26 protein-coding genes and 1 tRNA gene are annotated in these 25,935 nt (G+C 69.4%); 15 read left to right on the top strand and 12 right to left on the bottom strand.

Annotated features, from left to right (window positions below; all coding sequences use genetic code 11):
- Together RISW2_RS15045 and RISW2_RS15040 are read left to right on the top strand one after the other, a co-directional pair.
- Nucleotides 1-753: aminoacetone oxidase family FAD-binding enzyme (locus tag RISW2_RS15045; RefSeq protein ID WP_043772763.1), on the top strand; the 753-nt coding region annotated here is incomplete at its 5' end.
- Between the two features lie 300 nt (nucleotides 754-1,053).
- A complete protein-coding gene (locus RISW2_RS15040; protein ID WP_043772761.1) occupies nucleotides 1,054-2,139 on the top strand; it encodes a histidine kinase dimerization/phosphoacceptor domain -containing protein in 1,086 nt (361 codons plus the stop codon).
- A 219-nt stretch (nucleotides 2,140-2,358) separates the two neighbouring features.
- Here RISW2_RS15040 and RISW2_RS15035 read toward each other — a convergent pair whose 3' ends face one another.
- Nucleotides 2,359-3,483, bottom strand: a complete 1,125-nt coding sequence (locus RISW2_RS15035) for an aminotransferase class I/II-fold pyridoxal phosphate-dependent enzyme (protein ID WP_043772759.1) — start codon at nucleotides 3,481-3,483, stop codon at nucleotides 2,359-2,361.
- A 39-nt stretch (nucleotides 3,484-3,522) separates the two neighbouring features.
- Between RISW2_RS15035 and RISW2_RS15030 the strand changes: the two genes are divergently transcribed.
- Nucleotides 3,523-4,281: an N-acyl homoserine lactonase family protein gene (locus RISW2_RS15030; RefSeq protein ID WP_043772758.1), complete on the top strand. Its 759-nt coding sequence runs from the start codon at nucleotides 3,523-3,525 to the stop codon at nucleotides 4,279-4,281.
- Here the strand turns inward: RISW2_RS15030 and RISW2_RS15025 are convergent.
- Entirely contained in the window at nucleotides 4,278-5,015 is a 738-nt protein-coding gene (locus RISW2_RS15025; protein WP_051492064.1) for an SDR family NAD(P)-dependent oxidoreductase, read from the bottom strand. The two genes, RISW2_RS15030 and RISW2_RS15025, sit on opposite strands and share 4 nt — an antisense overlap.
- A gap of 22 nt (nucleotides 5,016-5,037) precedes the next feature.
- The gene (kynU, locus tag RISW2_RS15020; RefSeq protein ID WP_051492063.1) at nucleotides 5,038-6,264 is read right to left on the bottom strand and encodes a kynureninase; all 1,227 of its coding nucleotides are present in this window, start codon (nucleotides 6,262-6,264) and stop codon (nucleotides 5,038-5,040) included.
- A 64-nt stretch (nucleotides 6,265-6,328) separates the two neighbouring features.
- Here kynU and RISW2_RS15015 point away from each other — a divergent pair, with 64 nt between their 5' ends.
- Genes RISW2_RS15015 through RISW2_RS15000 form a run of 4 tightly spaced genes read left to right on the top strand, consistent with a single transcriptional unit; the run spans nucleotide 6,329 to nucleotide 9,399 of the window.
- On the top strand, nucleotides 6,329-7,090 hold the full coding sequence (locus RISW2_RS15015; RefSeq protein WP_211238709.1) for a GntR family transcriptional regulator: 762 nt from the start codon (nucleotides 6,329-6,331) through the stop codon (nucleotides 7,088-7,090).
- The gene (locus tag RISW2_RS15010) at nucleotides 7,087-7,869 is read left to right on the top strand and encodes an ABC transporter substrate-binding protein (protein WP_043772756.1); all 783 of its coding nucleotides are present in this window, start codon (nucleotides 7,087-7,089) and stop codon (nucleotides 7,867-7,869) included. The genes RISW2_RS15015 and RISW2_RS15010 overlap by 4 nt, the downstream gene beginning before the upstream one ends.
- A gap of 59 nt (nucleotides 7,870-7,928) precedes the next feature.
- Nucleotides 7,929-8,606 (top strand): amino acid ABC transporter permease, encoded by a 678-nt coding sequence (locus RISW2_RS15005; RefSeq protein ID WP_043772754.1) that lies wholly within the window; start codon nucleotides 7,929-7,931, stop codon nucleotides 8,604-8,606.
- 4 nt (nucleotides 8,607-8,610) lie between these two features.
- Entirely contained in the window at nucleotides 8,611-9,399 is a 789-nt protein-coding gene (locus RISW2_RS15000; protein WP_043772752.1) for an amino acid ABC transporter ATP-binding protein, read from the top strand.
- 160 nt (nucleotides 9,400-9,559) lie between these two features.
- On the opposite strand, the gene RISW2_RS14995 is transcribed toward RISW2_RS15000, so the two are convergent.
- The 5 genes from RISW2_RS14995 to RISW2_RS14975 all read right to left on the bottom strand — a co-directional run bounded on the left by RISW2_RS14995 (nucleotide 9,560) and on the right by RISW2_RS14975 (nucleotide 14,849).
- On the bottom strand, nucleotides 9,560-10,843 hold the full coding sequence (locus tag RISW2_RS14995) for a TRAP transporter large permease (RefSeq protein ID WP_043772750.1): 1,284 nt from the start codon (nucleotides 10,841-10,843) through the stop codon (nucleotides 9,560-9,562).
- The gene (locus RISW2_RS14990) at nucleotides 10,836-11,354 is read right to left on the bottom strand and encodes a TRAP transporter small permease (protein ID WP_043772748.1); all 519 of its coding nucleotides are present in this window, start codon (nucleotides 11,352-11,354) and stop codon (nucleotides 10,836-10,838) included. The genes RISW2_RS14995 and RISW2_RS14990 overlap by 8 nt, the downstream gene beginning before the upstream one ends.
- A 49-nt stretch (nucleotides 11,355-11,403) precedes the next feature.
- On the bottom strand, nucleotides 11,404-12,384 hold the full coding sequence (locus RISW2_RS14985; protein WP_043772745.1) for a TRAP transporter substrate-binding protein: 981 nt from the start codon (nucleotides 12,382-12,384) through the stop codon (nucleotides 11,404-11,406).
- Nucleotides 12,385-12,456: 72 nt separating this feature from the next.
- Nucleotides 12,457-13,329: an NAD(P)-dependent oxidoreductase gene (locus RISW2_RS14980; protein ID WP_043772742.1), complete on the bottom strand. Its 873-nt coding sequence runs from the start codon at nucleotides 13,327-13,329 to the stop codon at nucleotides 12,457-12,459.
- A gap of 32 nt (nucleotides 13,330-13,361) precedes the next feature.
- Nucleotides 13,362-14,849, bottom strand: a complete 1,488-nt coding sequence (locus tag RISW2_RS14975; protein ID WP_043772740.1) for an aldehyde dehydrogenase family protein — start codon at nucleotides 14,847-14,849, stop codon at nucleotides 13,362-13,364.
- Between the two features lie 262 nt (nucleotides 14,850-15,111).
- Between RISW2_RS14975 and RISW2_RS14970 the strand changes: the two genes are divergently transcribed.
- Nucleotides 15,112-15,609 carry a GNAT family N-acetyltransferase gene (locus RISW2_RS14970; RefSeq protein ID WP_051492061.1) on the top strand — a complete coding sequence of 166 codons (498 nt, stop codon included), beginning with the start codon at nucleotides 15,112-15,114 and terminating at the stop codon, nucleotides 15,607-15,609.
- Nucleotides 15,610-15,630: 21 nt separating this feature from the next.
- Here RISW2_RS14970 and RISW2_RS14965 read toward each other — a convergent pair whose 3' ends face one another.
- Nucleotides 15,631-17,685 carry a TonB-dependent receptor domain-containing protein gene (locus RISW2_RS14965; RefSeq protein WP_043772738.1) on the bottom strand — a complete coding sequence of 685 codons (2,055 nt, stop codon included), beginning with the start codon at nucleotides 17,683-17,685 and terminating at the stop codon, nucleotides 15,631-15,633.
- 197 nt (nucleotides 17,686-17,882) lie between these two features.
- Between RISW2_RS14965 and RISW2_RS14960 the strand changes: the two genes are divergently transcribed.
- The 5 genes from RISW2_RS14960 to hmuQ all read left to right on the top strand — a co-directional run bounded on the left by RISW2_RS14960 (nucleotide 17,883) and on the right by hmuQ (nucleotide 22,078).
- Entirely contained in the window at nucleotides 17,883-18,944 is a 1,062-nt protein-coding gene (locus tag RISW2_RS14960) for a hemin-degrading factor (RefSeq protein WP_043772736.1), read from the top strand.
- Nucleotides 18,941-19,792 (top strand): heme/hemin ABC transporter substrate-binding protein, encoded by an 852-nt coding sequence (locus tag RISW2_RS14955; RefSeq protein WP_043772734.1) that lies wholly within the window; start codon nucleotides 18,941-18,943, stop codon nucleotides 19,790-19,792. Before RISW2_RS14960 ends, RISW2_RS14955 begins: the two co-directional genes overlap by 4 nt.
- Nucleotides 19,793-19,795: 3 nt before the next feature.
- Complete coding sequence (locus RISW2_RS14950) at nucleotides 19,796-20,863, top strand: FecCD family ABC transporter permease (RefSeq protein WP_051492060.1); 1,068 nt, start codon at nucleotides 19,796-19,798, stop codon at nucleotides 20,861-20,863.
- Nucleotides 20,860-21,642, top strand: a complete 783-nt coding sequence (locus RISW2_RS14945; protein ID WP_043772732.1) for a heme ABC transporter ATP-binding protein — start codon at nucleotides 20,860-20,862, stop codon at nucleotides 21,640-21,642. Before RISW2_RS14950 ends, RISW2_RS14945 begins: the two co-directional genes overlap by 4 nt.
- 109 nt (nucleotides 21,643-21,751) lie before the next feature.
- Nucleotides 21,752-22,078 (top strand): heme-degrading protein HmuQ, encoded by a 327-nt coding sequence (gene hmuQ, locus RISW2_RS14940; RefSeq protein ID WP_043772730.1) that lies wholly within the window; start codon nucleotides 21,752-21,754, stop codon nucleotides 22,076-22,078.
- A gap of 6 nt (nucleotides 22,079-22,084) precedes the next feature.
- Here the strand turns inward: hmuQ and RISW2_RS14935 are convergent, their stop codons facing one another.
- The gene (locus RISW2_RS14935) at nucleotides 22,085-22,672 is read right to left on the bottom strand and encodes a TetR/AcrR family transcriptional regulator (protein WP_244437581.1); all 588 of its coding nucleotides are present in this window, start codon (nucleotides 22,670-22,672) and stop codon (nucleotides 22,085-22,087) included.
- Between the two features lie 179 nt (nucleotides 22,673-22,851).
- Between RISW2_RS14935 and RISW2_RS14930 the strand changes: the two genes are divergently transcribed.
- Nucleotides 22,852-24,888, top strand: a complete 2,037-nt coding sequence (locus RISW2_RS14930; RefSeq protein ID WP_043772727.1) for an NADH:flavin oxidoreductase — start codon at nucleotides 22,852-22,854, stop codon at nucleotides 24,886-24,888.
- 31 nt (nucleotides 24,889-24,919) lie between these two features.
- Here the strand turns inward: RISW2_RS14930 and RISW2_RS14925 are convergent.
- Together RISW2_RS14925 and RISW2_RS23580 are read right to left on the bottom strand one after the other, a co-directional pair.
- Nucleotides 24,920-24,995: transfer RNA gene (locus tag RISW2_RS14925), tRNA-Ala, on the bottom strand.
- Between the two features lie 36 nt (nucleotides 24,996-25,031).
- Nucleotides 25,032-25,454 (bottom strand): hypothetical protein, encoded by a 423-nt coding sequence (locus RISW2_RS23580; protein ID WP_051492059.1) that lies wholly within the window; start codon nucleotides 25,452-25,454, stop codon nucleotides 25,032-25,034.
- 113 nt (nucleotides 25,455-25,567) lie between these two features.
- Between RISW2_RS23580 and RISW2_RS14915 the strand changes: the two genes are divergently transcribed.
- A complete protein-coding gene (locus tag RISW2_RS14915) occupies nucleotides 25,568-25,858 on the top strand; it encodes an I78 family peptidase inhibitor (RefSeq protein ID WP_051492058.1) in 291 nt (96 codons plus the stop codon).
- Nucleotides 25,859-25,935: the final 77 nt, after the last annotated feature.

Raw genomic sequence — 25,935 nt, 5'->3', positions numbered from 1 at the left:
GTGGCAGGCGCCGCGGCGCGCCAGCTGGTGATCGCGACGGGCGGTCCATCCATCCCCAAGATGGGGGCGACCGGCGTCGCCTACGACATCGCCCGCCGCTTCGGCCTCGAGGTCGTGACGCCCCGCCCGGCGCTCGTCCCCTTCACGCTCGGGGAGGACGACGCGCTCTTCAAGGCGATCCCCGGCGTGGCCTTTCCGGCCGTCGCGCGCGTGCGCGACGTGGCGTTCCCGGAGGCCGCGCTCTTCACGCACAGGGGTCTGTCGGGGCCCGCGATCCTGCAGGTGTCCTCCTACTGGTCGCCCGGAGACCCGGTGTCGCTCTGCGTGTTGCCGGACGCCAGAGCCGTCCTGCGCGCGGCGCGGCAGGAGATGCCCCGCGCCCATCTGAAGGCAGTGCTCTCCCGCCACCTGCCCCTCCGGCTGGCCGAGGCGATTTCGACCCGCATCGGCCTCGGTCGGGAGCTCGGCAATTGTTCGGATGTCGAGCTGAGCGACGCGGCCGAACAGCTCACCGCGCTCACGTTCCGGCCGACGGGCACCGAGGGCTACGCCAAGGCCGAGGTCACGGCGGGCGGCATCTCGACCGCAGCGCTCTCGTCCAAGACCATGGAGGCGCGGAACGTGCGGGGACTTTACGCCATCGGCGAGGCGGTCGACGTGACCGGATGGCTTGGCGGCTACAACTTCCAGTGGGCCTGGGCCTCGGGCGTTGCAGCCGGTCGCGCTGTGGCCGAGCACGCCAGGAGCACGTGATGGACGGAGCCCGAGGCGGCGCACGCGGTGGCGTGAAACCTAGGGCCTCAGACTATGGCACCGATGCGCTGGCATGACATCACGGCGGCAGGCGGCCTCCCCTGCGTGATGTTCGTGGGGCGTCGCCGCCCGGCGGGGTAACTTCCCGCACGGCACGCCCCGTCGTGAGGGGCGCGGGATGCCTCCAGGGTCATTGTGGATGCGGCGCATCCTGTGCGATGATCCGTCCGCGTGCGTCACATGCCCTGCAGCCTTGGCGGGGACTGCCCTGATCGAAAACAGACATCTTCCGGAGCGCCGATGGAGGCCGTCCAACATCCCTTGCAAGACCAGCGCCTGTCGGCACTTTATTCCTACGAGGTACTCGACACAGACCCGGATCAAGACTTCGACGAGATCGTCAAACTGGCCGCGGCCATCTGCGGAACCTCGATCTCGGTTGTCAACTTCATCGACGCCGAACGGCAATGGTTCAAGGCGGAGACCGGGCTGGGTGTCCGGGAGACACCGCTTGCCACCTCGCTGTGCGCGCATGTGATCCTCGAGGAGGAATTCACCGAGATCCGGGACACGCTGAAGGACCCCCGCATGGAGGACAACCCGCTGTGCTGTGGCGATCCCGGCCTGCGCTTCTACGCCGGCGCCCTGCTGAAGACGTCCGAGGGGTTGCCGCTCGGAACGCTCTGCGTCCTCGACTACGCGCCGCGAGAGCTCACGCCGCTTCAGCGGGACACGCTCCGGGTCCTGGCACGCCAGGTCATGACGTTGCTGGAGAACCGGAAATCCGCCCGTGCCGCGGACGTCCTCCGGAAGGAAGTCGACCACCGGGTGAAAAACTCGCTGCAATCCCTGGCCTCGTTCGTCCGTCTGCAGCGCAGGGCATTCTCCTCGACCGAGGCCAAGCTGGCCCTGTCGATGGTGTCCTCCCGCGTTGACGCCCTGACGCAGCTTCACGAGCAACTGTACTCGACTGACGAGCACATGAACGTGGAGATGTCGGACTTCCTCGGAAGGGTATGCCGCAATCTCGAAGGGCTCGCTCCGGAAGGCGTGGGACTCTCTGCCGACTCCGACGAGATCATCCTGAACGCGTCGCAGGCCGCCGCGGTGGGTACGTTCGTGAACGAGTTCATCGCCAACTCGTTCAAGCACGCCTTCCACGGCAGGCAGGGCGGACACGTAAAAATCGCGCTGAAGCGCACCCGGGACGGCGCGATCAGGCTCACCTGCTCCGATGACGGCATCGGGTTGCCCCCCGACGAGGCCGCCACGAGAAGCGGACTCGGGATGAAGATCGCCGAAGTGGTGTGCATGGAGCTCGATTGCGAGATGGACCTGCGGAACGGCGCGCAGGGCGTCGTCGCAACGATCGAATTCCAGCCCTGATCCCGGCGCTGAGGCCCGAACGCTCCGGCCCGTAGCGGGGCACTGACGAGAGACGTGCTCCCCCGGGACCGGGACCGATACCGCTCGACTGGCTGTAGGCGCCGAGCGGAATTTCCGGCAGCCGGATGCCGTGAGGACTGGTCGCCCGCAGGTCGCGAGGACGTCGGGCAGGATGTGCGCGGCGCCAGGCCCTCCGGCCGCGGGCGCACGGCGCCCAACTCACTCGAGGGTTTTCAAGAGCTCGCTGACGCGCGACAGGCCGAGATCGAGGTTCACCTCGGCTCCGCCGCCAACGCCGACGCGGATATGCGCGGGCTGGCCGTACGCGCTGCCGGGCAGGAGAAACGTCCGGTAGGGATCGGCGAGAAGCCGACGGGCGAAGGCATCGCCATCGAGCTTCGCGTCCAGCCGCGCGAGGCCGATCAATCCCGCGCGCGGCCTGACCCAGGACAGCCGCGGCTCATCCTCGACGAAGGCATCGAGCCGGGAGAGGTTCGCCAGCCCGTCGTCGCGCGCCTTGTCCATGGCCACGCGGTAGCGGTCGGCGCGCATCGCCACCTCGGCGATGACCTCCCCCATGACGTTCATGATCTCGCTGGAATTCTCGCGCAGGATCACGGCGTCCATCACGAGCCCGGGGTCGCGGCAGATCAGCCAGCCGGTCCGCAGCCCCTGCAGACCAAGCGCTTTTGACACGCTGCCGGTCGTGATGCCGCGTTCGTAGAGACCCGCGATCGAAGGCGAGCGGTCGCCCTCCCATTCCAGCCCGGCGTAGACCTCGTCAACGATCAGCCAGGCTCCCACGCGCCGCGCATGATCGACGAGCGTGCACAGCTCGTCGCGCGAGAACCGCTGCCCCGTCGGGTTGTTCGGATTGGTCACGAAGATGATCTTCGTGCGGTCGTTCACGGCGTCGGCCAGCTGCTCCATCGGAAAGCGCCAGCTGTCCTCGTCCCGGCGCACCACGTGCCGGATCCGTGCGCCCACGGCCTTGGCCAGGACATCGGCCTGAGGCCAGCCCGGCGTTTCGACGACGATCTCGTCCGCCGGTTCAAGCAGCTGCATGATCGCCAGGTAGTTGGCCTCGGCGGCGCCGGCGGTGATTAGCACGTCGTCGGGCTGGCAGATGCCGTCGAGGCCGGCCTCCCGCAGGACGTGCTCGCGCAGCCGCGGCAGGCCGCGGAAGGACTTCCCGTTCCAGTCCAGAGGCAGGTCCATATCCAGCGCTTCGACGAATTCGCCCAGCCTTGGCGATTGCGAAAGAGAGAAGCCGACGATTGCCTCGGGCTCAGCCTCCGTCGTTTCGAGGAGATACTGAAAAAGCGTATGGATCTTGACTTTCATACCTGACCTGCATTCATGGGATGGAAGGGAGTTTACGAAATGAAATCAGTATCTTACGTAAAATCAGCACCGCGCACGCTGAGCGTTCTGGACTATGGCCTTTTCAAGGTCCACTCCAACGGGCGCATCATCGGAATCTGCGGGTTTCTCATCCGCACGACGGCCGACGAGACGATCCTGATCGATACCGGATTTCCTCGGAAGTACGCCTACGACATCACGACCTCCTCGGCCGAGGATCGGCTTGGCGAATTCGGAGAAGTGCTCGAGCTGGGCGAACGCAACCTGCCGGACGCGCAACTGGCCCTATCGGGGGTCGCTGCGGCCGACATCGACCTGTTGATCATGACCCACACCCACATCGACCACGTGGGCGGCATAGCGGATTTCCCCGGTACCCCGATCCTCATGTCCCGGGCCGAACGCGCGCTCGACCGGCCGCTGTACTGGGGCGCGGTCCGGCCCATCGATTGGCCCGACCGCGAATACCGGCTGATCGACGAGGACACCGAGATCGGCCCCGGCCTGCGTGTCCTGCACGTGCCGGGCCACGCGCCCGGGCAGCTCGCGATCGAGGTCGACCTGCCCGAGACCGGGACCGTGTTGATCACCGGAGACGCGATCTCGCGTCCATCGGAAATCGACGAGGGTTTCGCGGGCTCCTGGGACGCGGAGCAGGCGGCCGCGAATGCCGGCCGGCTCATGCGCAGGGCCGAAGCGCGGGACGCCTTTGTCATCTACGGCCACGCGCCGGAACAGTGGCCCACGCTTCGCAAGGCGCCGGAGGTCTATTCCTAACGGACATCGCGGCCCTGGTTCAGGATGATCACGTTCCCGCTGGAGATGTCTCCGGCGGGAGACGCCAGGAACCGGACCCACTCGGCGACCTCGGACGGTTGCATGGCGCGGCCGTGCGGCATCTGCGCGATCGCAGCCGCCAGCACCTCCTCGCTCACCACCTTGAACAGCGGCGTCTCGGTCATCGCGGGGGCAACGGAATTCACGGCGATCCGGTCACGTGCGAAGCGCCGCGCCAGATCCTTGGTCAGCGTGTCGAGCGCAGCCTTGCTGGCGCGGTAATGGGGCGGATCGAAGACGTCGAAATTGTAGGCTCCGTTCGACGAGATGTTCACGATCTTGCGCACGCCCGCGCGACCACGCATCAGTTTGACCGCGGCCTGACTGCAATGGAAGGCGGACGAGAAGTTGAGGCTCATCTGGCGATCGAGCTCGGCCGCGGGAATGTCGGGAAACTCGGACATCAGGCAGGTGCCGGCATTGTTGACCAGGACGTCGAGACCGCCCGCCTCCGCCGCGACGCGTTCAAACCCGGAAGCGATCTGGTCGGGATCGGTCAGGTCGACGGCGAGGCACGCGAAGCCAGCCCCGAGGTCCGCCTCCATGCGCTGCAGGGCGTCGGAATCGATATCCATGCCGTAACAGCGGAACCCATCGCCCAAGAGGGCGCTCGTGATGGCGCGCCCCATGCCGCCCGCGGCGCCGGTGACCACTGCCACGCGTCTATCGGTCATACCTCTGGTCCTCTCGTCATGATCACGTGACAGCGGCGCGCACGCGGTACGCATCGGCGTCCCACAGCCGGTTCCGCAGGATCCCCTCGATCGTCTCCGACGCCCGCCGGATGTCGTCCTCGCCGGTGTAGAGCGGCGTGATGCCGAAGCGCAGAATGTCCGGCGCGCGGAAATCGCCGATCACGTTGCGTTCGATCAGCGCCTGCATGATCGCGTAGCCGTCCGGATGACGGAACGACACCTGGCTGCCGCGCGCGACCGCGTCGCGGGGCGCCGCCAGCTCGAGATCGGGGCAGCGTCGCTCGACCTCGGCGATGAACAGGTCACCAAGCCGCCGCGATTCCGCTTCGAGCGCCGAAAGGTCCACATCGTCGAACAGCGTCAGGGCCTCGTGCAGGGCCGTCATGGACAGGATCGGCGGCGTGCCGGCCTGCATCTTGCGGAGTCCCTGCCCCGGCCGGTACGCGCTCTCGAAGGCGAAGGGAGCGTCATGCCCCATCCAGCCCGCGATCACCGGTGCCACGGCACCGGCATGACGCGGGGCGACATACAGGAACGCCGGCGCACCCGGCCCGCCGTTCAGGAACTTGTACCCACAGCCCACCGCGAAGTCGGCGCGACATTCGGAGAGCCGGACGGGGAAGGCGCCGGCCGAATGCGCGAGATCCCAAATGACAATCGCACCCGCGGCGTGCGCGGCCTCGGTCACGGCCTTCATGTCGCGGCGACGCCCGGTGCGATAGTCGACCTCGGTCAGCATGACGATGGCCACGTCGTCGCCTATCGCCGCTTCGACGTCCTCGGAAGGCAGCGGCGTCACGTGGTAGCCGTCCCCGACCAGTTTCGTCAGGCCGTCGGCGATGTAGAGGTCGGTTGGGAAATTTCCGGCGTCCGACAGGATCCGCCGGCGCGGGCCCACGAGACCAAGCGCCGCGCCCAGCACCTTGAACAGGTTCACCGAGGTCGAATCCCCCACGGCGATCGACCCCGGCTCGGCCCCGACCAGCGGCGCGATCTGTGCGGCGATGCGCCAGGGCAGATCGAACCACCCGGCCTCGTTCCAGCCCTTGACCAGCGAGCCGCCCCATTCCTCGCGCACCGCGGCGGCCATCCGTTCAGGCACCGAAGCCGGCAGCGGCCCGAGTGAATTGCCGTCCAGGTAGACGACCTCGTCGGACAGCAGGAAGCGGTCCCGGCGGTAAAGCGGCGCGGAGCTCGAGCCAGCGCCGACAGTGGAATGCTGTGTCATGGATATCCGATCAAACGCATTTTCACCGTAGATAGGCCGAATTGTATATGATATGCAAGTTTGCATGAAGTCGTCCGGCAAGACAGAGAACGCGTACGAGGTGCTGAAGCGGGCCATCCTGAATGGCACGCACGCGCCGGGTGCGCCGCTTCGCGTGGCCGCGCTGTCAAAGGCGCACGGCATCAGCGCGACGCCTCTGCGAGAGGCCCTGTCGCGGCTCGAGGAGAAGCGCCTTGTCGTCGCCAGCCCGAATTGCGGCTGGCGCGTGGCCCCGGTGTCGTTCGAGGAACTGAACGACCTTGAGGACGCGCGCCTCTCCCTTGAACAGCGGTTGCTCGACGACGCGATCGCCCACGCCGGAATGGAGTGGGAGGCCGATCTCGTCGCCGCGCATCACCGGCTCATGCACACGCCGCACCCCATCGGGCGCGATGCCGTCGACGATCGCGAACGGTGGATCGTGGCGCATGACGGATTCCACGAGAAACTCGTCGCCGGCGGGCGGTCGTCGTGGTTGAAGTCCTTCCACGCCGTGACGCTGGAACAGCTGCAGCGCCACCACCAGGCGCTCCTGTTTCATCCGGGGTCGATCAACCCCGACCGTCATGGCCGGCACTCGGAAGAGACACTGGATCTGCTGCGTCTCGCCCTTGCGCACGAGCATCACACGAAGCTCATGCAGGCCGCGCTCGACCGCGACCGGGACGTGGCGCGTGCGCTTCTCGGCGAGCACGTGCAGATCACGATGTCCGTCTACCGCTCGGTCGTGGGCCTGGACGGAGTCGACGACGTCGAAAAAAGAACCAAGAGGGAGGAACTGCAATGACCATGAAAGTCGCCCTGGGGCTGGCCCTGACCGCCATGATGGGCCACGTCGCGGCAGCCGAGACGCTGACCGTGGGAGCCTACCCGGCCAATCCGCCGTGGGAATACAAGAACGAACAGAGCGCGTTCGAAGGTTTCGAGGTCGATGTCGTGCACGAGATCGGCAAACGGATCGGCGCCGAAATCGAATTCCAGGATCTCGGCTTCCAGGCGCTGTTCGCCGCCACGGCGTCGGGCCGGATCGACATGGCCATCTCGACCATCACCATCACGGATGAACGGCTGCAGAGCCAGGATTTCACCCAGGGCTACTACGACAGCGATCTCGCGCTGATCTCCAGCCGCGGGGGCGACGTGTCGGGTCTTGATGACATGGCCGGCAAGACCGTCGGCGTGCTGTCGTCGTCCGTGGCCGAGGCCTGGGTGAACGCGAATGCCGAAGCGATGGGCTTCGACACCGTGCGCGGCTACACGACACAGCAGAACCTGCTGCTCGACGTGCAGGCCGGGCGGCTCGACGGGGCGGTCGGCGACCTCGCGGGATATCAGTACGCCTTCCGGCAGATGCCGGACCTCGAGATCCTCGAGACGATCCCGACCGGCGACCGGTTCGGCATCATGCTGCCCAAGGGGTCCGAGCATCTGGAGCGCGTGAACTCCGCCATCTCCGGGATCAAGGAAGATGGCACGCTCGCACGGATCCACGAGAAATGGCTGGGTGTCGCCCCCGCGGCGGACACCTCGACCGTGACCGTCCTTGCCGTGCCGACGGCCAACTGACACCGCGCCGGAGCCGGCGCGGGCCGGCTCCGGCGACCGACCAGGGACCCCCGATATCCATGGATTTCGTCAGCACCTTCCTCAACGTCGAGGTCATCCTTCGCGTCTACCCGATGCTTCTGAAGGGCATCGGCAACACGGTCGCGCTCGCGTCCGCGACGATCGTCGGCGGCGGTGTGGCGGGCGTGTTGATCTGCCTCGTGCGACTCTATGCGCCGAAGGTCTTCCGCGGACTGGCGATCGCCTACATCGACCTGTTCCGCGCCATCCCGATCCTCGTCCTGCTGGTCATCATCTATTACGCGTTGCCCTTCGTGGGCATCCGCCTGAACGCCTTCATGGCGGCCACGCTGGCGCTCGGTCTGGTGTTCTCGTCCTTCACGGCCGAAGTGTTCCGCGCCGGCATCCAGGCGATACCGCGCGGGCAGACCGAGGCGGCGGCCGCGCTTGGCCTCTCCTTCCCGGTTACCATCTGGAGGATTGTCCTCCCGCAGGCCTTCCGGATCGCTATTCCGCCGCACACGTCCAACGCGGTCGCCATCGCCAAGGACACCTCGCTCGCCTCGGTCGTGGCGATGCCCGACCTGCTCAAGCAGGCGACGGACGCGCAGGCACTTACGGCGAACCCCTCGCCGCTGATCGCGGCGGCCATCATGTACCTGATCGTGCTGCTGCCGGCGGTCCGGCTCGTATCCTACCTCGAGGAGCGCTTCCGCAACGATGGAAAGGCCGCGTGAGACGATGAACGATAGGTCTGCCCAAGCGCGCGGCCGGACCGCGCCCGCCGCGCAGGACGACGCCGTGATCCGGATATCGGGCCTGAACAAGTGGTACGGCGCCTACCACGCCCTTCGCGACATCGACCTTACGGTGCGCAAGGGCGAGCGGATCGTGATTTGCGGACCGTCGGGGTCGGGCAAGTCGACGCTGGTGCGGTGCATCAACGCGCTCGAAACGCATCAAGGCGGCACGATCGACGTCGTTGGCACCCGGCTGACCGACGATCTGAAGGATGTCGGGCGCATCCGGACCGAAGTCGGAATGTGCTTCCAGCAATTCAACCTGTTCCCGCATCTGACCGTCCTCGAGAACTGCACTCTGGCGCCACGCTGGACGCGCAGGCAATCGAAACGGGACGCCGAGGCGGAAGCGATGCACTTCCTGAACAAGGTCAGGATTCCCGATCAGGCGAACAAGTATCCCGGACAGCTTTCCGGCGGACAGCAGCAGCGTGTCGCGATCGCCCGCGCCCTCTGCATGAAACCGCGGATCATGCTCTTCGACGAGCCGACCTCGGCGCTCGATCCCGAGATGATCAAGGAAGTGCTCGACACCATGGTCGAACTGGCGAGAGACGGCATGACCATGCTCTGCGTCACGCACGAGATGGGTTTTGCCCGCAAGGTCGCCGATCGCGTGATCTTCATGGATGCCGGCGCGATCGTCGAGGAAAGCGACCCCGAGACCTTCTTCTCGGCCGCCCGGAATGCGAGGACGCGTCAGTTCCTCAGCCAGGTTCTCGGGCACTAGGCCCGGGACGGATGGCCAAGGGCTGACAACTGCGGCGGGGCGACGGCAGGCAGCCAGACCTTCAGAGATCGCATCCAGCGGGGCCACCCTTCTCCGACACATGCCGCGTCGACATGTCGGGTGTCGGCGGCGTGTCCGGGCGCCGGCAGTCTTGGCCCGCTCAGAACCCGCTGACGCGGGGCAGCCAGGTGGACAGGGCGGGGACGAACGTGATGAGCAGGAGCGCGATCGCAAGCGCGAGGAAGAAGGGCGGCATCTCGCGGATCAGGCTCGAGGGCTTCAGCGACACCGCCGACGAGACGACGAAGATCAGGCTGCCGACCGGAGGGGTCGTCAGGCCCAGCGTCAGGTTCACGATGACGATGATGGCGAAGTGGTCGGGGTCGATCCCGAGCGCGAAGCTGATCGGCGCGAGGATCGGCACAAGGATCATCACGCCCGGCAGCGGGTCCATGAAAAGGCCGAAGGCAAGCAGCAGCAGGTTCACCGCGAGGAGGAAGACGATCGGCGACAGGTCCCAGGCGATGATGGTCTCGGCCAGCATCTGGGGGATGCCCTCGATGATCAGGACCCAGGCGAAGGCCCGCGCGGCACCGAGGATCAGCAGGACCGCGCCCGAGATGATCGCCGCGCGCAGGATCGTGTCCGGCAGGTCGCGCAGCCGGAACGAGCGGTAGACGAACATCCCCACGAGGAGCGCGTAGAACACCGCGATGACCGAGGCCTCGGTCGGCGTGAAGACCCCGAAGCGGATGCCGCCGACGATGAGCACGATCAGGAGGAGCGCCGGCATGGCGTGGACGGCGATGCGGCCGATCTCGGCCAGCGGAGGCATCGGCGCGCCGGACGCGTAGCCGCGCCGGTGGCTGACGCGCGCATTCGCGAGCAGCACCATCACCGTGATGAGGATGCCCGGCAGCACGCCGGCCATGAACAGCGAGCCGACCGAGACCTCCTGGTCCTGCATCGCGTAGATGATCATGGTGATCGACGGCGGGATGATCGGTCCCACCACGGCGCTCGAGACCGTCAGCGCGCCCGCATAGGCGCGGTCGTAGCCGCCTTTCTCCATCATTCGGACCATCATGGCGCCGGGGCCCGCCGCATCGGCCAGCGCGCTGCCGGAGATTCCCGCGAACATGGCGGAGCTCACGACGTTCGCGTGCCCGAGCCCCCCCTTCAGGTGTCCCACGAGCGACTGCGCGAGCCGCAGGATGGCCAGCGTCACCGCGCCCGCGGTCATGATCTCGGCGGCGAGGATGAAGAACGGCACCGCGAGCAGCGGAAAGCTGTCGAGGCCCACGAACATCTCCTTGACCACGACGAGGTTCGGATAGCTCGAGCCGAAGCTCAGCGCGACGAAGACCGAGATCGCCATGGCGAAGGCCACCGGCAGACCCAGCGCGAGCAGCACGAAGAGCGCGGGAAAGAGGATCTCAGCCATTGGCGCCCTCGCGCAGCCCGCCGTCCTCGTCCCGGGCGTCCTTGTAGGTGCCGGCCCGGACGAATTGCGGCGCGACCAGCAGCAGGTGCACGATCAGCAGCGCGAAGCCGACGGGCATCGCCGCGTAGACGTAGAGGAATGGCACCCGTAACGCCGGCGTCAGCTGGAACTGCATGCGCTGCGCGTAGTCGATGCCGACCGAGACCATGAACCCGAAGAAGACGAGCAGGACCAGGACCAGCGCGCCGCGCAGGAGCTTCTGCCCCGGTCCCGGGAGCGCGTCCTGCAGGTTGGTGATCGCCACGTGGGCGCCCATGCGCAGGGCCAGGCCCGCCCCCACGAAGGTCATCCAGATCATGAGGTAGCGCGCGGCCTCGTCGGCCCAGCTCAGGGAATGTCCCGTGAGGTAGCGCAAGCCGATGTTGGCCCCCACGATCAGGGGCATCGCGCCCAGGATCAGGATCACCGCCCAACCGTTGGCGCGGACAAAGATGCGTTCGAGCCGCTTCACGCACGCCCCCTGTCGGCACCGGCGCCCCCGACGGGGCGCCGGCACGCGGTCATTCGAAGTTGACGATCGAGTCGACCAGGTCCTTGCCGTAGGTCTCGTAATAGCCCTCGTAGGCCGACGAGATCTCGTTCTGGAACTGCGCCTTCTGCTCGGCCGACAGCTCGTTCACCGTCATGCCGCGCTCCTTGAGCGTCTCGACGCCGGTGGTCTCGACCTCGTCCACGAAGCCGCGCATCGCGACGACGGCCTCGTCCGCGGCGGTCTCGAACGCCTCCTTCTGTTCGTCCGAAAGGCCGTCCCAGAACGGCTTGGACACCAGCAGCATCGCGGGCGAGTAGACGTGGCCGGACAGCGTCAGGTATTCCTGAACCTCGTCGAGCTTGACCGACACGATGACCGACAGCGGGTTCTCCTGCCCGTCGATCACGCCCTGCTGCAGCGACGAGATCACCTCGGGCCAGGCCATCGGCGTGGGCGCGGCGCCCATCGCGTTGAACGCGGCCTGGTGGACGGGGTTCTCCATGGTGCGGATCTTGAGGCCCTCGACATCCGCGGGGGTCTCGATGGCATTGCGGTTGTTGGTGATGTGGCGGAAGCCCTGCTCGCCCCAGGCGAGACCGTGCAGGCCCACATCGGCGAACTTGGCCAGGATCTCCTCGCCGATCTCGCCGTCGAGCACGGCGCGCGCATGCTCGAGATCGCGGAACAGGAACGGGATGTCGAACACGCCCGTGTCCGGCACGAAATTGGCCAGCGTGCCCGAGGACACGATGGTCGCCTCGACCGTGCCGAGCTGCAGGCCCTCGATCACCTCGCGCTCGCCGCCGAGCCCGGACGAGGGAAAGTGCTGGAACGTGAAGGCGTCGCCCGTCTGTTCGGTGACGGCCTCCTCGAAGGCCTTGGCCGCGACGCCGTAATGGCTGTCGGGTGCCAGCGCGTAGCCGATCTTGACCTCGGTCTGGGCCAGTGCCGGGGTGGCCGCCGCAACAATCGCACCGGCTGCGACGAAACCGCTGAAACGAAACATCATGTGTTCCTCCCTGAATTTTCCGATGTTGCTACACCCGGCCTTTTGGGGTGGCAACCCCGGCCGGACCGCCGCTCAGACGCCGCCGCCCTTGCGGAAGAGCCGGACGAGCTCGGGAACGTAGGCCTGCGCCCCCGCCTCCCCGGCCACGCCCCGGATCGCCGCCGACACGCCGTCCGCGATCGTCCTCTGCGCGCCCGCGGCCTCGGACATCTCGCGGTAGTAGTCGATGTCCTTCGCCGCGTTGGCGACCGCGAAAGGCAGGCCGCTGCGGTCGCCTTTCAGGATGAACGGCGAGAGCCGGTCGAGCGCCGCGCTGGCGCCGCCGCCTTGCGCCAGCACGTCCACAAGCACCGCGGGATCGATGCCCGCGTCGGCGGATTGCGCGGCAGCCTCGGCCAGGAGCGTCATGAACCCGACGGAGACGTAGTTGTGCAAGAGCTTCAGCCGGTGCCCGTGCCCGAGCGGACCCACATGCGTCACCGTCTCGGTGAAGCTGTCGAGCACCGGGCGCACGCGTTCGAGCGTCGCGGCCTCGCCGCCGACCAGCAGGTTCAGCGTGCCGGCATGGGCATGGCTCGCGGTGCGGGTCATCGGCGCATCGAGGAAGGCGCAGCCGGCCTCGGCCGTCCGCGCGCCCATGCGCAGCGTGGTCTCGGGCAGCGAGGTCGAGCAGTCCACGACCACCGTTCCGGGCCGCAAGGCGGGCAGCAGCCCCTCCATGACCGCCTCGACCTGCGGGGCGCCCGTCACGCAGAGCAGGATGACGTCGGCTTCCTCGGCGATCCCGGCCGGGGACGCCACCGGCCGCCCCCCCAGCGACAGGATCTCGTCGGTGGGCTGGTTGCCCGGATGGTCGAGGAAGCCCAGCGCGTGCCCGCCCCGCGACAGCACGTTCCGCGCGATGCCATGGCCCATGAGCCCCACGCCGATCAATCCGACATTCATTGTCTTTCCCCTCGCTTGCGCCGCGCGCGGCCTCAGTCCGCGTTGATCCAGATCGCCTTGGTGTCGAGGTATTCCTCGACATGCTCCGAGCCGCCCTCGCGCCCGTAGCCCGACATCTTCATGCCGCCGAAGGGCACCGCCGGGTCGATGGCGTGGTACATGTTCACCCAGACCGAGCCGGCCTTCAGCCGGTGCGCCAGCTTGTGCGCGGTCCCCAGATGCGTCGAGAAGACGCCCGCCGCCAGCCCATAGGGCGTGGCGTTCGCGCGGGCGACAACCTCGTCCAGCGTGTCGAAGGGCATCGCCGAGATGACGGGGCCGAAGATCTCCTCGCGTGCGACGCGCATGTCGTCGGTGACGCCGCCGAAGATCGTGGGCTGGAAATAGTGCCCGCCCTCGAGACCCGCGCCCGTGGCCCGGCCGCCGCCCGTGACGACCTCGGCGCCCTCCGCCGGACCGGCCGACAGGTAACCCTCGATGCGCTCGGCCTGCCGGGCCGAGATGATGGGGCCGATATCGGTGTCGGCGGCGATGCCGGGCCCGATCTTCAGCGCGGCGGCGTAGTCGGCAACGCGACGCACGAACTCGCCGTGGATCTCGCGCGCGACGAACAATCGCGAGCCCGCGATGCAGATCTGGCCGGAATTGGCGAAGACCGCCATGGCCGCCACCGGCACGGCCTTGTCGATGTCCGCGTCGCGGCAGACGATCACCGGAGACTTGCCGCCCAGTTCCAGCGACACGCGCTTGAGGGTGCCGGTCGCGGCCCGCGCGATCGCCTGGCCGGTCGCCGTCGAGCCGGTGAAGACGATCTTGTCCACGCCCGGATGCTCGGCCAGCGCCGCGCCGGCCTCGGCGCCGGTGCCCGTGACGATGTTCAGGACGCCGTCCGGAAGCCCTGCCTCCTGCATGATCCGGGCGATCATCAGCACGGTGAGCGAGGCCTCCTCGGACGGCTTCAGGACCATGGTGCAGCCGGTGGCGAGCGCCGGCACGATCTTCCAGACCGACCCGGCGATGGGGGCGTTCCAGGGGATGATGGCCCCCACCACGCCCACCGGCTCGCGCACGGTCGAGGAGTAGATGTCGCCCGGGAAGGAGTTGGGGATGGTCTGGCCGTGGATGCTGACCGCCTGGCCCGCGTAGAACCGCAGCATCCCGAGGACGCGCCGCTGGTTGGCGAGCGTGCGCTGGATCGGCATGCCCATGTCGAGCGTGTCCGACAGGCAGAGCGTGTCCCATTCCACCTCGAACCGCTCGGCGATGCGCAGGAGGAGGGCCTGCCGCTCGTACGGCGTGAACCGTGCCCAAGGCCCCTCGAACGCCGCCCGTGCCGCCTGCACCGCCGCATCGACATCCGCGGCGTCGCCCCGCGGCACCGTGGCAAGGCACGTTCCGTCCGCCGGGTTGATCGCCTGCATCTCGCGCCCGGACTGCGCCCCGCGCCACGTCCCGCCCACCAGCATCGGCCGGAACGAGCCGTCGTAGAGCTCGGCCGCGCTCGCCTGCAAATCCTTCATCGCGTCCCTTCCCGGCGCTGTCCAACGTCGGGGCGTTCATGGCCGCAGCCCGGGCCGGGTGCAAGCAGGCAGCTGCGATAGGCCCTTGGGCACCCGACCGTGGCGCGGGGGCCGCGGCCAGGCGTCCCGCGGTCCGGACCGTGTGGCGCACCCCCTCGCACAGGGATACTCTGTCTGTGCCCCTGCGCGGCCTTGGCGCGAGGCCCCTGTGCGGTCGCGGCAGGCATCGGCACGCGCGCGGACATTCTTCGGAGGATCGGTCATGGCCCAGCACCCGCCTGCCCTGCCACGGGGCGACGCAGAGGACGGCCTGCGCCTGCGCGCCTATGATCCGGCGCGCGATCTGGACACCTGCCTTGCGATCTGGCGCCGCGCGTCGGAGGTGGGGCATCCGTTTCTCGATGCCGCCACGCTCGATGCCGACGCGGTGCTCATCCGCGATGTCTACATGCCGGCGGCCGACATCACCGTGGCCGAGGACGGGGGCCGGGTGATCGGCTTCATCGCGCTCCTCGACGATCTCGTGGGCGGCCTCTTCGTCGATCCGGGCGCCCACCGGCGGGGGGCGGGTCGCGCGCTGGTCGCGCGCGCGCTCGCGACGCGCGGGCGGCTCGCGGTCGAGGTCTACGAAGCCAATCGGTCCGCGCGGGCCTTCTACGTCGCCTGCGGCTTCGTCGAGACCGGCCGGCGGGAGCGGGACGATCACGATCGGCCCCTGCCCCTCGTGGCGATGGCGGTGCCGGGTCCCGGCGCCGGCTGACCGCCGCGCCGGGACCCCGTCTCAGAACGTCCGGGTGAGCGAGACCTTGAACGTCCGGCCCGGAGCCTTGCGCGAGGGCGAGGACAGGTGCCCCACGTAGTCGGCGTCGAACGCGTTCTCGAGGCCCACGCGCAGCTCCGACCCGTCGAGCCAGCCCCGGTCGGGCCGCCACGTGGCGCGCAGGTTGTGCACCGTGCTCTCGGGGAGGTCGTCGCCCAGCGCGTCGCGCTTGTCGGCGGTGTGCACCACCTCCCAGCTCAGGTCGACCGCGTCGCCCCACTTGCGCCCGAGCGTCAGCTGGGCCCGGTCGGCGGGGCTGTTGCGCCAGACCGCGTCCGAGCCGCCGGGATTGTATTCGGTGCCCTCGCCCACATGCCCCGCGAGGTCGAGGTAGACGCCGCCCGCAAAGCCGTAGGAGGCCTCGAGCTCCAGCCCATGCGTCTCGACCCGGTCGAGATCGGTGCCGGTCGATCCCGCGACGGTGTAGCTCGTGATGTCCCAGAGCGTCGTCTTGTAGAGGGTGCCGCGCAGGGTCAGGCTGTCGCCCGCGGCGAAGAGGTCCGTGCCGGAATACTCGGCGCCGAGTTCCAGCGTGCGCGCCTTCTCCGTCAGGTCGATGCGGCGGCGCGCGGTGGCCGAGGTGCCGAGGTCGTCGATGATCGGCAGTCCCTCGGTATAGGCGGCCGACCCGAAGACCGAGAGGCCGTTCCCGAAATCGTAGGCGAGCGCGAGCCCGCCCATGAGCGCGTCGTCCTCGTAATCGTCGGCGTAGCGGATGCCGGTCGCGGGATCGACAAGAGGCTCGGCGGTCTCGATCCGGGAATGTTCGTAGCGCAGCGCCGGCGTGACGGTCACCTGCCCGATCGACATCTCGTCGACGACGAACAGCGCGACGCGGTCGTTGGTCCCGCCCGGTGCGCCCGCCTCGGTGTTGTCGGCGCGGTCGCGCCGCTGCAGCTCCAGCCCCGCCAGCAGGTCGTGCGAGACGGCGCCGGCGGTGAAGCGCGCGCGGTTCGACAGGGTCAGCTTGGTCGTCTCGTAGCGCTGCTCGGCGTTCACCGTGCCGACGAGGAACGGAAAGGTCGGCGTGCCCTCGAGCGGCGACGAACCCTCGACATAGTCGTAGTCGATCCGCTGGTCCGCGTAGGACAGGTTCGCCCGCAGGTCGACGAGGTCGCTCGCCGGGTCGTAGCGGTATTCGAGCACCGTCTGCGCGGTGTCGGTCAGCCGGTCGACGTTGCCGAAGGTGCCGCCATCCGTCGCGAACTGGTCGTAGGGCACGTCCTTGTCGTCGGCCACCGTGCGCGAATGGCTGAAGGTCAGCGAATGCGCCCCGGTCTCGCCGAAGGTGAAACGCGCCTTGGCGAGCCCCGAGGGCGTGCGGAAGGCGCTGTTGCCGATCGTCTCGCCGTCACCGTCCTCGAGGTCGCCCTGGTCGCGCAGGGTGTAGTTCAGCAGGAACTCGGCGCCGTCGGCCGGCATCCAGGCGAGGTTCGTCGAGGTGACCCAGCCATCGCCGTTCGAGCTGTACTCGAAAGTCTGCGAGCCGCCGACGCCCGGCGTGCCGCCGGTGAAGTCCGAGGCGTCCTTGGTCTCGAGCCGGACGACGCCGCCGACGATGCCCGAGCCGTAGGCGAAGCTGCCGATGGTCCCGCGCAGCACCTCGACCTCGCGGTAGAGCATCGGATCGGTGAAAAGCTGCGTGCCGATGCGGTAGAGCTCCTCCGACCCGACGCTGGCGCCGTCGATCTGCACCGCGATCTTCTGGTCCGACCCGTAGGTGGTGTTGGCGCCGAAGCCGCGGATGTTGATGCCTGAGCCCTGCGGCGTGGTGCCGTTCACGAGCGTGACGCCGGGCACCGAATCGATGAGCTGTGCGACCGTGCTGGCCTGCCGGTCCTGGATCTCCTCCTCGTCGACGACGGTGCGGGCGAGCGCCGTGCCGAAGCTCAGGTCGCGCTTGCCGGCGGTCAGCACCAGCGTTCCGAGAAAGCCGGGGTCGTCCTGCGCCGCGACCGGCGCGGCAACGGACAGGCAGACGAGCGCGGTTGTCCCGCGCAGGAGTTTCATGGGCATGAGCGCCATCCTTCGTGCTCTGGGGCCGTGGCTTGCGAAGACTGGCGCGGCGAATTTGTGATGAATGTGTCTGAGCTTATCGTGACGGGTTGCAGCGTTACTGCAATCAGACTAAAACAGTCAAGTATATTGAGACAGCCACGCGACGCCTCGGCCGGAGCGCAGCCATCGGACCCTTTCCCAATCCGAGGATGCCCATGACCGAGCGCCCCGCTCCCACCCCAGACGACATCCGCGCCTTCGAGGCGCAGAACCCGAAGTTGCGCGCCCGCGACGCGGCCGCCGCGCTCGGCATCTCGGAGGCAGGGCTCGTCGCGGCCCGGATCGGCGCCGGCGCGACGCGCATCGCCGCCCATCCCGACCGCCTGATCCCCGCGGCGGAACGGCTAGGCGAGGTCATGGCGCTGACCCGTGTCGAGGCCTGCGTGCACGAGAAGGTCGGCGTCTACGGCGACTACCATCCGGGCGAGCACGCCGCGATGACGCTGGCCGAGGACATCGACCTGCGCATCTTCCCCGCGCATTGGGTGCACGCCTACGCGGTCGAAAGCCCCGCATCCGAAGACGGCCAGCCGCCGCGCCGCGCGCTGCAGATCTTCGACGCGGCGGGCGACGCGGTCCACAAGATCCATCTCCGGGCTGGCTCCCGCCACGACCGGTGGCCGAGCCTTGTCGAGGGCCTCGCCCTGCCCGACCAGTCGGTCGGCCAGGACGTCGCCGCGCGCCGGCCCGCCGAAGGCGCCCGCTCGCGGCCCGACAAGGTGGACATCCTGCGCGAGGAATGGGCACGGCTGACCGACACCCACCAGTTCCTGCGGCTTTGCTCGAAGCTGAAGATGAACCGCCTCGGCGCCTACCGGATCGCCGGCGCACCGTTCGCGCGCGCGCTGTCGCCGGACGCCGCCGACGCGATGCTGCAGGCGGTGCGGGACGCAGGCATCGAGGTCATGATCTTCGTCGGCAACCGCGGCTGCATCCAGATCCACACCGGGCCCGTCCGCACCCTGGCACCCATGGGCCCCTGGCAGAACGTGATGGACCCGGGCTTCAACCTGCACCTCCGGCGCGACAGGGTGGCGGAGATCTGGGCCGTCGACAAACCCACGAGCCGCGGACCGGCCGTGTCGGTCGAGGCCTTCGACGCCGAGGGCGGGCTGATCTTCCAGGTCTTCGGCGTGGGAAAGGAGGGCCGGGACTCCCGCCCCGCCTGGCGTGCCATCGTGGACGCCCTGCCCGCCCGGACCGGGGTGCCGGCATGATCGCCCGGCTCCTCTCCGCCCTCCTTGCGGCCGGCTGCACGGCGGCGTCCGCCGAGCCCGCCCCCGAGGCGGACGTCCTGTCGATCGGCGGTTCGGTCACCGAGATCGTCGCGGCGCTCGGCCAGGGGCACCGGCTCCGCGCGCGCGACAGCACCTCGACCTGGCCGCCCGAGGTCGCGGACCTGCCCGACGTGGGCTACATGCGCGCGCTCTCGCCCGAGGGTGTGCTGTCGGTCGGGCCGGACCTGATCCTGTCCGAGGACGGCGCGGGCCCGCCCGAGGCGCTGGACGTGATCCGCGCGGCCGATGTCGCCTTCGTCACCGTGCCCGACGCGGTCACGACCGACGGCATCCTGCGCAAGATCGAGATCGTCGGCGCCGCGCTCGGCGTGCCGGACCGCGCCGCCGCCCTGTCCGACGCGGTCGCAACCGACCTTGCTGACGCGATGGCGGATGCCGCGCGCCCGGACGCGCAGCGCAAGCGGGTCCTCTTCGTGCTCTCGACGCAGGGCGGGCGCATCACCGCGTCCGGGACCGGCACCGCGGCGGACGCGCTCATCCGCATGGCGGGAGCCACCAACGCCGTGACCGAATTCGAGGGGTACAAGCAGATCTCCGACGAGGCGGTTGGGCGCGCAGCGCCTGACGTCATCCTGATGATGGACCGCGGCGGCGATCACGGCGCGGCCGACGACGAGCTGTTCGCGATGCCCGCGATCCGGCTCACGCCCGCGGCGGCGGACCGCGCATCGGTCCGGCTCGACGGGCTCCTCATGCTGGGCTTCGGTCCGCGCACGGCCGAGGCGGTGCGCCGGCTCAACGCCGCGCTCTACGACGAGGGGGCCTGAGCGGTGGCCGCGCTGACCGACGTGCAGGCCCCGCCCCGCGACCGGCTGAGCCGCGCGCGTGCGCTGCACTGGGCGCTCGCGGCGGCGCTCGTGCTCGCCTCCGCCGCGAGCCTCGAGGTCGGCGCCACCGACGTGCGCCTGAGCGCGCTTCTGGCAAAGCTCGTCCAGGGCGAGGCGCTCGGCCAGATGGAGCGCATCGTGCTCCTCGACATCCGGCTGCCGCGGCTCGCCATGGGCCTCCTCGTGGGTGCCGCCCTCGCCGTGTCGGGCGCGGTCATGCAGGGGCTCTTCCGCAATCCGCTCGCCGATCCGGGCATCGTCGGCGTCGGTGCGGGCGCGGGCCTGGGCGCGATCCTCGCCATCGTGCTCGGCGGGCTCCTGCCCGTCTGGGCGCGCGACCTCGCGGGCAACCAGCTCGTGCCCGTCGCGGCCTTTCTCGGCGGCTGGGGCTCGACGCTCCTCCTCTACCGTGTGGCGACGCGGGGCGGACGGACCTCGGTCGCGACCATGCTCCTTGCAGGGATCGCGCTCGGGGCCCTGGCAGGAGCGCTGTCGGGCATCCTCGTCTACATCGCCGACGACCAGCAGCTGCGCGACCTGACCTTCTGGGGCCTCGGATCGCTCGCCGGCGCGAGCTGGGCCAAGGTCGCGGCCGCGGGCCCGATGATCGCGCTCGCGCTCGGCGCGGCGGTCCTGCTCGGGCGCGCGCTGAACGGGCTCGCGCTCGGCGAGGCGACGGCGGCGCATATCGGCATCGACGTCCAGCGCATGAAAGCGGTGGCGATCCTCGCCGTGGCGGGCGCCACCGGCGCCGCGGTCGCCGTCTCGGGCGGGATCGGGTTCGTCGGCATCGTGGTGCCGCACCTCCTGCGCCTCGCCTCGGGCCCGGACCATCGGACGCTCCTGCCGAACGCGGCCCTTCTGGGCGCGACGCTGCTGATCCTCGCGGACGTCATCGCCCGGGTCGTCATCGCGCCGGCGGAACTGCCCATCGGGATCGTGACCGCAATCCTCGGCGCGCCGGTCTTCCTGTGGATCCTGCTGCGCCGGCGGGGGCTCGTCGACGGATGAGCCTGATCGCCGAAGCCATCCGCGTGCGCTACGGCGGCCGCGAGGTCCTGCAGGGCGTCGACCTCGCGGCCGAGGCGGGGCACGTGACCGCCATCGTCGGCCCGAACGGGTCGGGCAAGTCCACGCTGCTCGGCGCGCTCACGGCGACGCTGCCCCACGAGGGACGCGTGCGCCTGAACGGCCGCGACATCGCCGGCATGAAACCGTGGGAACTCGCGGCCGAGCGCGCGGTGCTGCCGCAGGCCTCGCGCCTCGCCTTTCCGTTCCGCGTCCTCGAGGTCGTGCGCCTCGGGCAGCAGGCCGGGACCGCCGGAGACCGTCCGGACGTGCCGTTGCAGGCGCTCGCGCGCGTGGGGCTCGCGCACCATGCCGACCGCACCTTCCAGGACCTGTCGGGCGGCGAAGCGCAGCGCGTCATGCTGGCGCGCGTGCTCGCGCAGGTCTGGGCGCCGGTGGAGGAGGGCCGGCCGCGCTGGCTGCTGCTCGACGAACCGGTGTCGAGCCTCGACATCGCGCACCAGCTCCAGGTGATGGAGATCGCCCGGCGCTTTGCCCGCGCGGGCGGCGGCGTGATCGCGGTGATGCACGACCTGAACCTGACCGCGCTCTTCGCCGACCGGGTGGCGGTGCTGGCCGAGGGCCGGCTTCTCGCGACCGGCACGCCGCGCACCGTCCTGACCGACACCATCCTGTCCCGCGCCTATGGCTGCGCCCTGCGGGTCAGCGCCCCGCCACCCGAGGACGTGCCCTACATCCTGCCGCACGCGGCCTCTGCCTGACATCGGCACGCATCCGCCCTGCCGGGTTTCGTCCCCGGGGCGCGCGGCCTACCTTCCCCCCGGACCCGGTGCACCGCAGGCGGCACCAAACGATCGAGGAGACCCATCCATGTACCTTGCCATGAACCGTTTCACCGTACCGCTCGAGAACGCCGCGGAATTCGAGGACCTCTGGCTCTCGCGCGAGAGCCACCTGAAGGACATGGACGGCTTCGTGTCCTTCCACATGCTCAAGGGCCCCGAGGAGGACGGGCGCATCCTCTATGCCTCGCACACGATCTGGCAGAGCGAGGCGCATTTCCGCGCCTGGACCACCAGCGCGCAGTTCCGCGCCGCCCATGCCGGGGCCGGCGAGACGCGCAAGCTCTACGAGGGCGCGCCGCGCTTCGAGGGCTTCACTTCGATCCAGGAGATCGGCGCCGGCCAGCCGGCCTGAGCGCGCTCACGCGGCGGGGTCGAAGCCCAGCCGCGCATGGAACCGCGCCAGCTCGTTCGGGGCCGGCGCGGTCCCGCAGTAGATGCGCACGTAGGACGGCACGCGCGCCATGCGCGCCGCGCGGTCCTCGCGCACCTGCATCGAGATGTAGCCGATCTGGACGAGGTAGACCGTGCGCGCGCGCACGTCCGCGTCCTCGGCACCGTATCCGAACCGCTCGAACATCGCCCGGATCGCCGCGAGCCTGCGGTCGTCCGCGGCATTCACCCGCGCCATCACCGCGTCGGACTGGTGCGCCCAGCCGCGCACCGCGAAATCGAACTGCGGCTCGAACTCCGCCTCGTCGTGGAAGACCACGATCAGGTTGAGGATCGCCTCGGCGATGGTTTCGGCATAGGCCGCGCAGGCGGTCTCGAACGCGCCGGTGTTCTTGGCGTCCCAGTGTTCGAGCAGCGCGTCGAGAAGCGCGTTCCGGTCCTTGAAGAACCAGTAGAAGCTCGTGCGCGAGATGTTCAGCCGGCTTGCCAGCGGCTGGATCTTCACCGCGTCGAGCCCCGCCTCGAGAAAGGCGCGCTTGGCCGCGTCGAGCCACATCTCGCGCGATCCCCGCCATCCCGACGCCTTGTCCGGCGCACTGTCCCCTGCGCTCTGCATGGCGCGACCATAGGCGCGCCAGGCCCCCGCCACAACAGGATTGTACGCAGGTGACGTCGAACTTGACATATGTGAACATTTCCATCATCCCTGCCCCGCACATCCCGTGGAGGCCCGACATGTCCGCCGATCCCCTGTTGCAGCCCTACGATCTGAAGCACCTGCGGCTGAAGAACCGGCTGATGATCACCAGCCACGAGCCGGCCTATCCCGAGGACGGGATGCCCAAGGACCGCTACCGCGCCTACCATGCCGAGCGCGCGCGGGCGGGCGTCGCGCTGACCATGACCGCGGGATCGGCATCGGTGTCGCGGGACAGTCCGCCGGTCTTCAACAACATCCTCGCCTGGAAGGACGAGGTGGTGGGCTGGATGCGCAAGCTGTCCGACGAGTGCCACGACCACGACTGCGCGGTGATGATCCAGCTCACGCATCTCGGGCGGCGCACGCGCTGGGACAAGGCGGACTGGCTGCCCGTGGTGTCGGCGAGCCACGAGCGCGAGGCCTCGCACAAGGCATTCCCGAAGAAGGCCGAGGACTGGGACATCGCCCGCATCGTCGCGGACTATGCCGACGCCGCCGAGCGGATGAAGGAGGCAGGGCTCGACGGGATCGAGCTGCAGGCCTACGGGCACCTCCTCGACCAGTTCTGGTCGCCCGTGACGAACGACCTCGACGGGGCCTATGGCGGCAGTCTCGAGAACCGCATGCGGCTGTCGATGGAAGTGCTGCACGCGGTCCGCGCGCGGGTCGGCGACGACTTCCTCGTGGGCATCCGCTACGTCGCGGACGAGGACCTGGCCGGCGGCATCACCAAGGCCGAAGGCATCGAGATCTCGCAGCGCCTGAAGGCCAGCGGACTCGTCGACTTCCTGAACGTCATCCGCGGGCACATCGACACCGATGCGGGCCTGACCGACGTGATCCCGGTGCAGGGCATGCGGTCGAACCCGCATCTCGACTTCGCGGGCGAGATCCGCGCGGCGACGCAGTTCCCGACCTTCCACGCGGCCAAGATCCAGGACGTGGCGACCGCGCGGCACGCGATCGCCAGCGGCAAGCTCGACATGGTGGGCATGACCCGCGCGCACATGGCCGACCCCCACATCGTGGCCAAGATCCTGCGCGGCGAGGAGGACCGCATCCGTCCGTGCGTGGGCGCGAACTACTGCCTCGACCGCATCTACCAGGGAGGCATGGCGCTCTGCCTGCACAACCCGGCGACGGGGCGCGAACTGGAACAGCCGCACGTGGTGCCGCAGGCCGAGGCGCGGCGCCGCGTGGTGATCGTGGGCGCGGGTCCCGCGGGTCTCGAGGCCGCGCGCGTCGCGGCCGAGCGCGGGCACGCGGTGATCGTGCACGAGGCCGCGAACGACCCGGGCGGCCAGGTGCGGCTGACGGCGCAGACCCCGCGCCGGGCCGAGATGATGCAGCTGGTCCAGTGGCGGTTCGCGGAATGCACGCGGCGCGGCGTCGGCTTCCGCTTCAACAGCTTTGCCGACGCGCAGACGGTGCGGGCCGACGCCCCCGACGTGGTGATCATCGCCACGGGCGGCCTGCCCCACACCGACGTCCTGGCCGAGGGCAACGGACTGGTCGTCTCCGCCTGGGACATCCTGTCGGGCGACGCCGCGCCGGGCGAGACGGTGCTGATCTACGACGACGCGGGCGACTATGCCGGCCTGCAGGCCGCCGAGAAGATCGCCGCGACCGGCGCCCGGGTCGAGATCGTGACCCGCGACCGCACCGTCGCGTCCGAGGTGATGGCGATGTCGCTGACCCCGGCCATGCGCGAGCTGCAGAAGCGCGACGTGACCTTCACCGTGACCTGGACGCTCGAGGCGGTGCGCCGGGAGGGCAACGTGCTTTGCGCCACGCTCGGCAGCGACTATGGCGGGGTCACCCGCGAGCGCCGCGTCGACCAGGTGGTGGTCAACCACGGCACGCGGCCCCTCGACGACGTCTATTTCGAGCTGCGCGACGGATCGTCCAATCTCGGCGAGGTCGATTACGATGCGCTGATCGCCGGACGGCCGCAGGAGGTCGTGCGCAACCCCGACGGCACCTACCGGCTGTTCCGCATCGGCGACGCGGTGGCGGCGCGCAACACCCACGCGGCGATCTACGACGCGCTGCGGCTCTGCAAGGCGCTGTGACCGGACGGGTGACGCGGGAATGTGCGGATCATGGTGGAGCCGAGGGGGATCGAACCCCTGACCTCGTCATTGCGAACGACGCGCTCTCCCGGCTGAGCTACGGCCCCTCACGCGCGATTTGAAACGCCAAGTTCCGGCACCTGTCAAGGGGTGGCGGGGGCCGCCCCGGCGGCCGCGGCATAGGCGGCGCGGCACTGCGCGGCGCCCTGATCGGCCGAAGCCTGCAGCGCCGGCAGGCGCTCGCGGATGTCGCTCGCGCGGCGGCGCACCTCGGCCAGGTCGACGGGCACGCGCTTGGGCGAGCGCACCACGCGGTCGCGCACGCACGGATAGGGCGCGACGCCGGTGCGGTAGCCGCCGCAGGTCACGAAGACCGGGTAGGTGCGGATCTCGGTCTCGACGGCATAGCCGCGCGCGAGCGTCGCCTCGAGCTCCTTCAGTTCGCCCTCGGCGGCGCGCAGGCTTTCCGTCGCCTGCGACACGCAGCGCTCGACCGGGGTGGCGCAGGCCGCGAGCGCGCAGAGCGCCAGCGCGGGCATCAACCGGAGCGGCGGGGGAACGGGCATGGCGGGTCTCCTCGAATTGCCGTCAGCATAGCACCGCCGACGGTCCCGTCGACGCCCTTGCGGCAGCGCCACGGCGGCCGCAAGCTGTTGTGATGAGAACGAAAGGTCCGCTCATGTCCCAGTCCCGTCCCCGCCTCCCGATCCCGGCGCTGGCGCTCGGCGCCGCCGCGGCGCTGGTCCTTGCCGCCTGCACGCCCGACGCGCAGCCCGCGGACACCGATGCCTGCGGCGCGAATGACTACGCCGCGCTCGTCGGCGCGAACATCGCCGCGGTCACCCTGCCCGCCGACCGCAACATCCGCGTCCTTGGGCCCGACAGCATGGCGACGATGGACTACAATCCTGAGCGGCTGAACATCGAGACCGACGCGGACGGCACGATCCTGCAACTGCGCTGCGGCTGAGGTCCGCGGGCCGCATGACATGGATCAAGGCGCGCCGCCCGCGGCGCTGCCAAGGTCGCGGCACCCACGAAGGAGGT

It is taken from the genome of Roseivivax isoporae LMG 25204 (genome assembly GCF_000521865.1).
GTDB classification, from domain to species: domain Bacteria; phylum Pseudomonadota; class Alphaproteobacteria; order Rhodobacterales; family Rhodobacteraceae; genus Roseivivax; species Roseivivax isoporae.
This window is presented reverse-complemented; position numbering and strand designations above follow the sequence as displayed.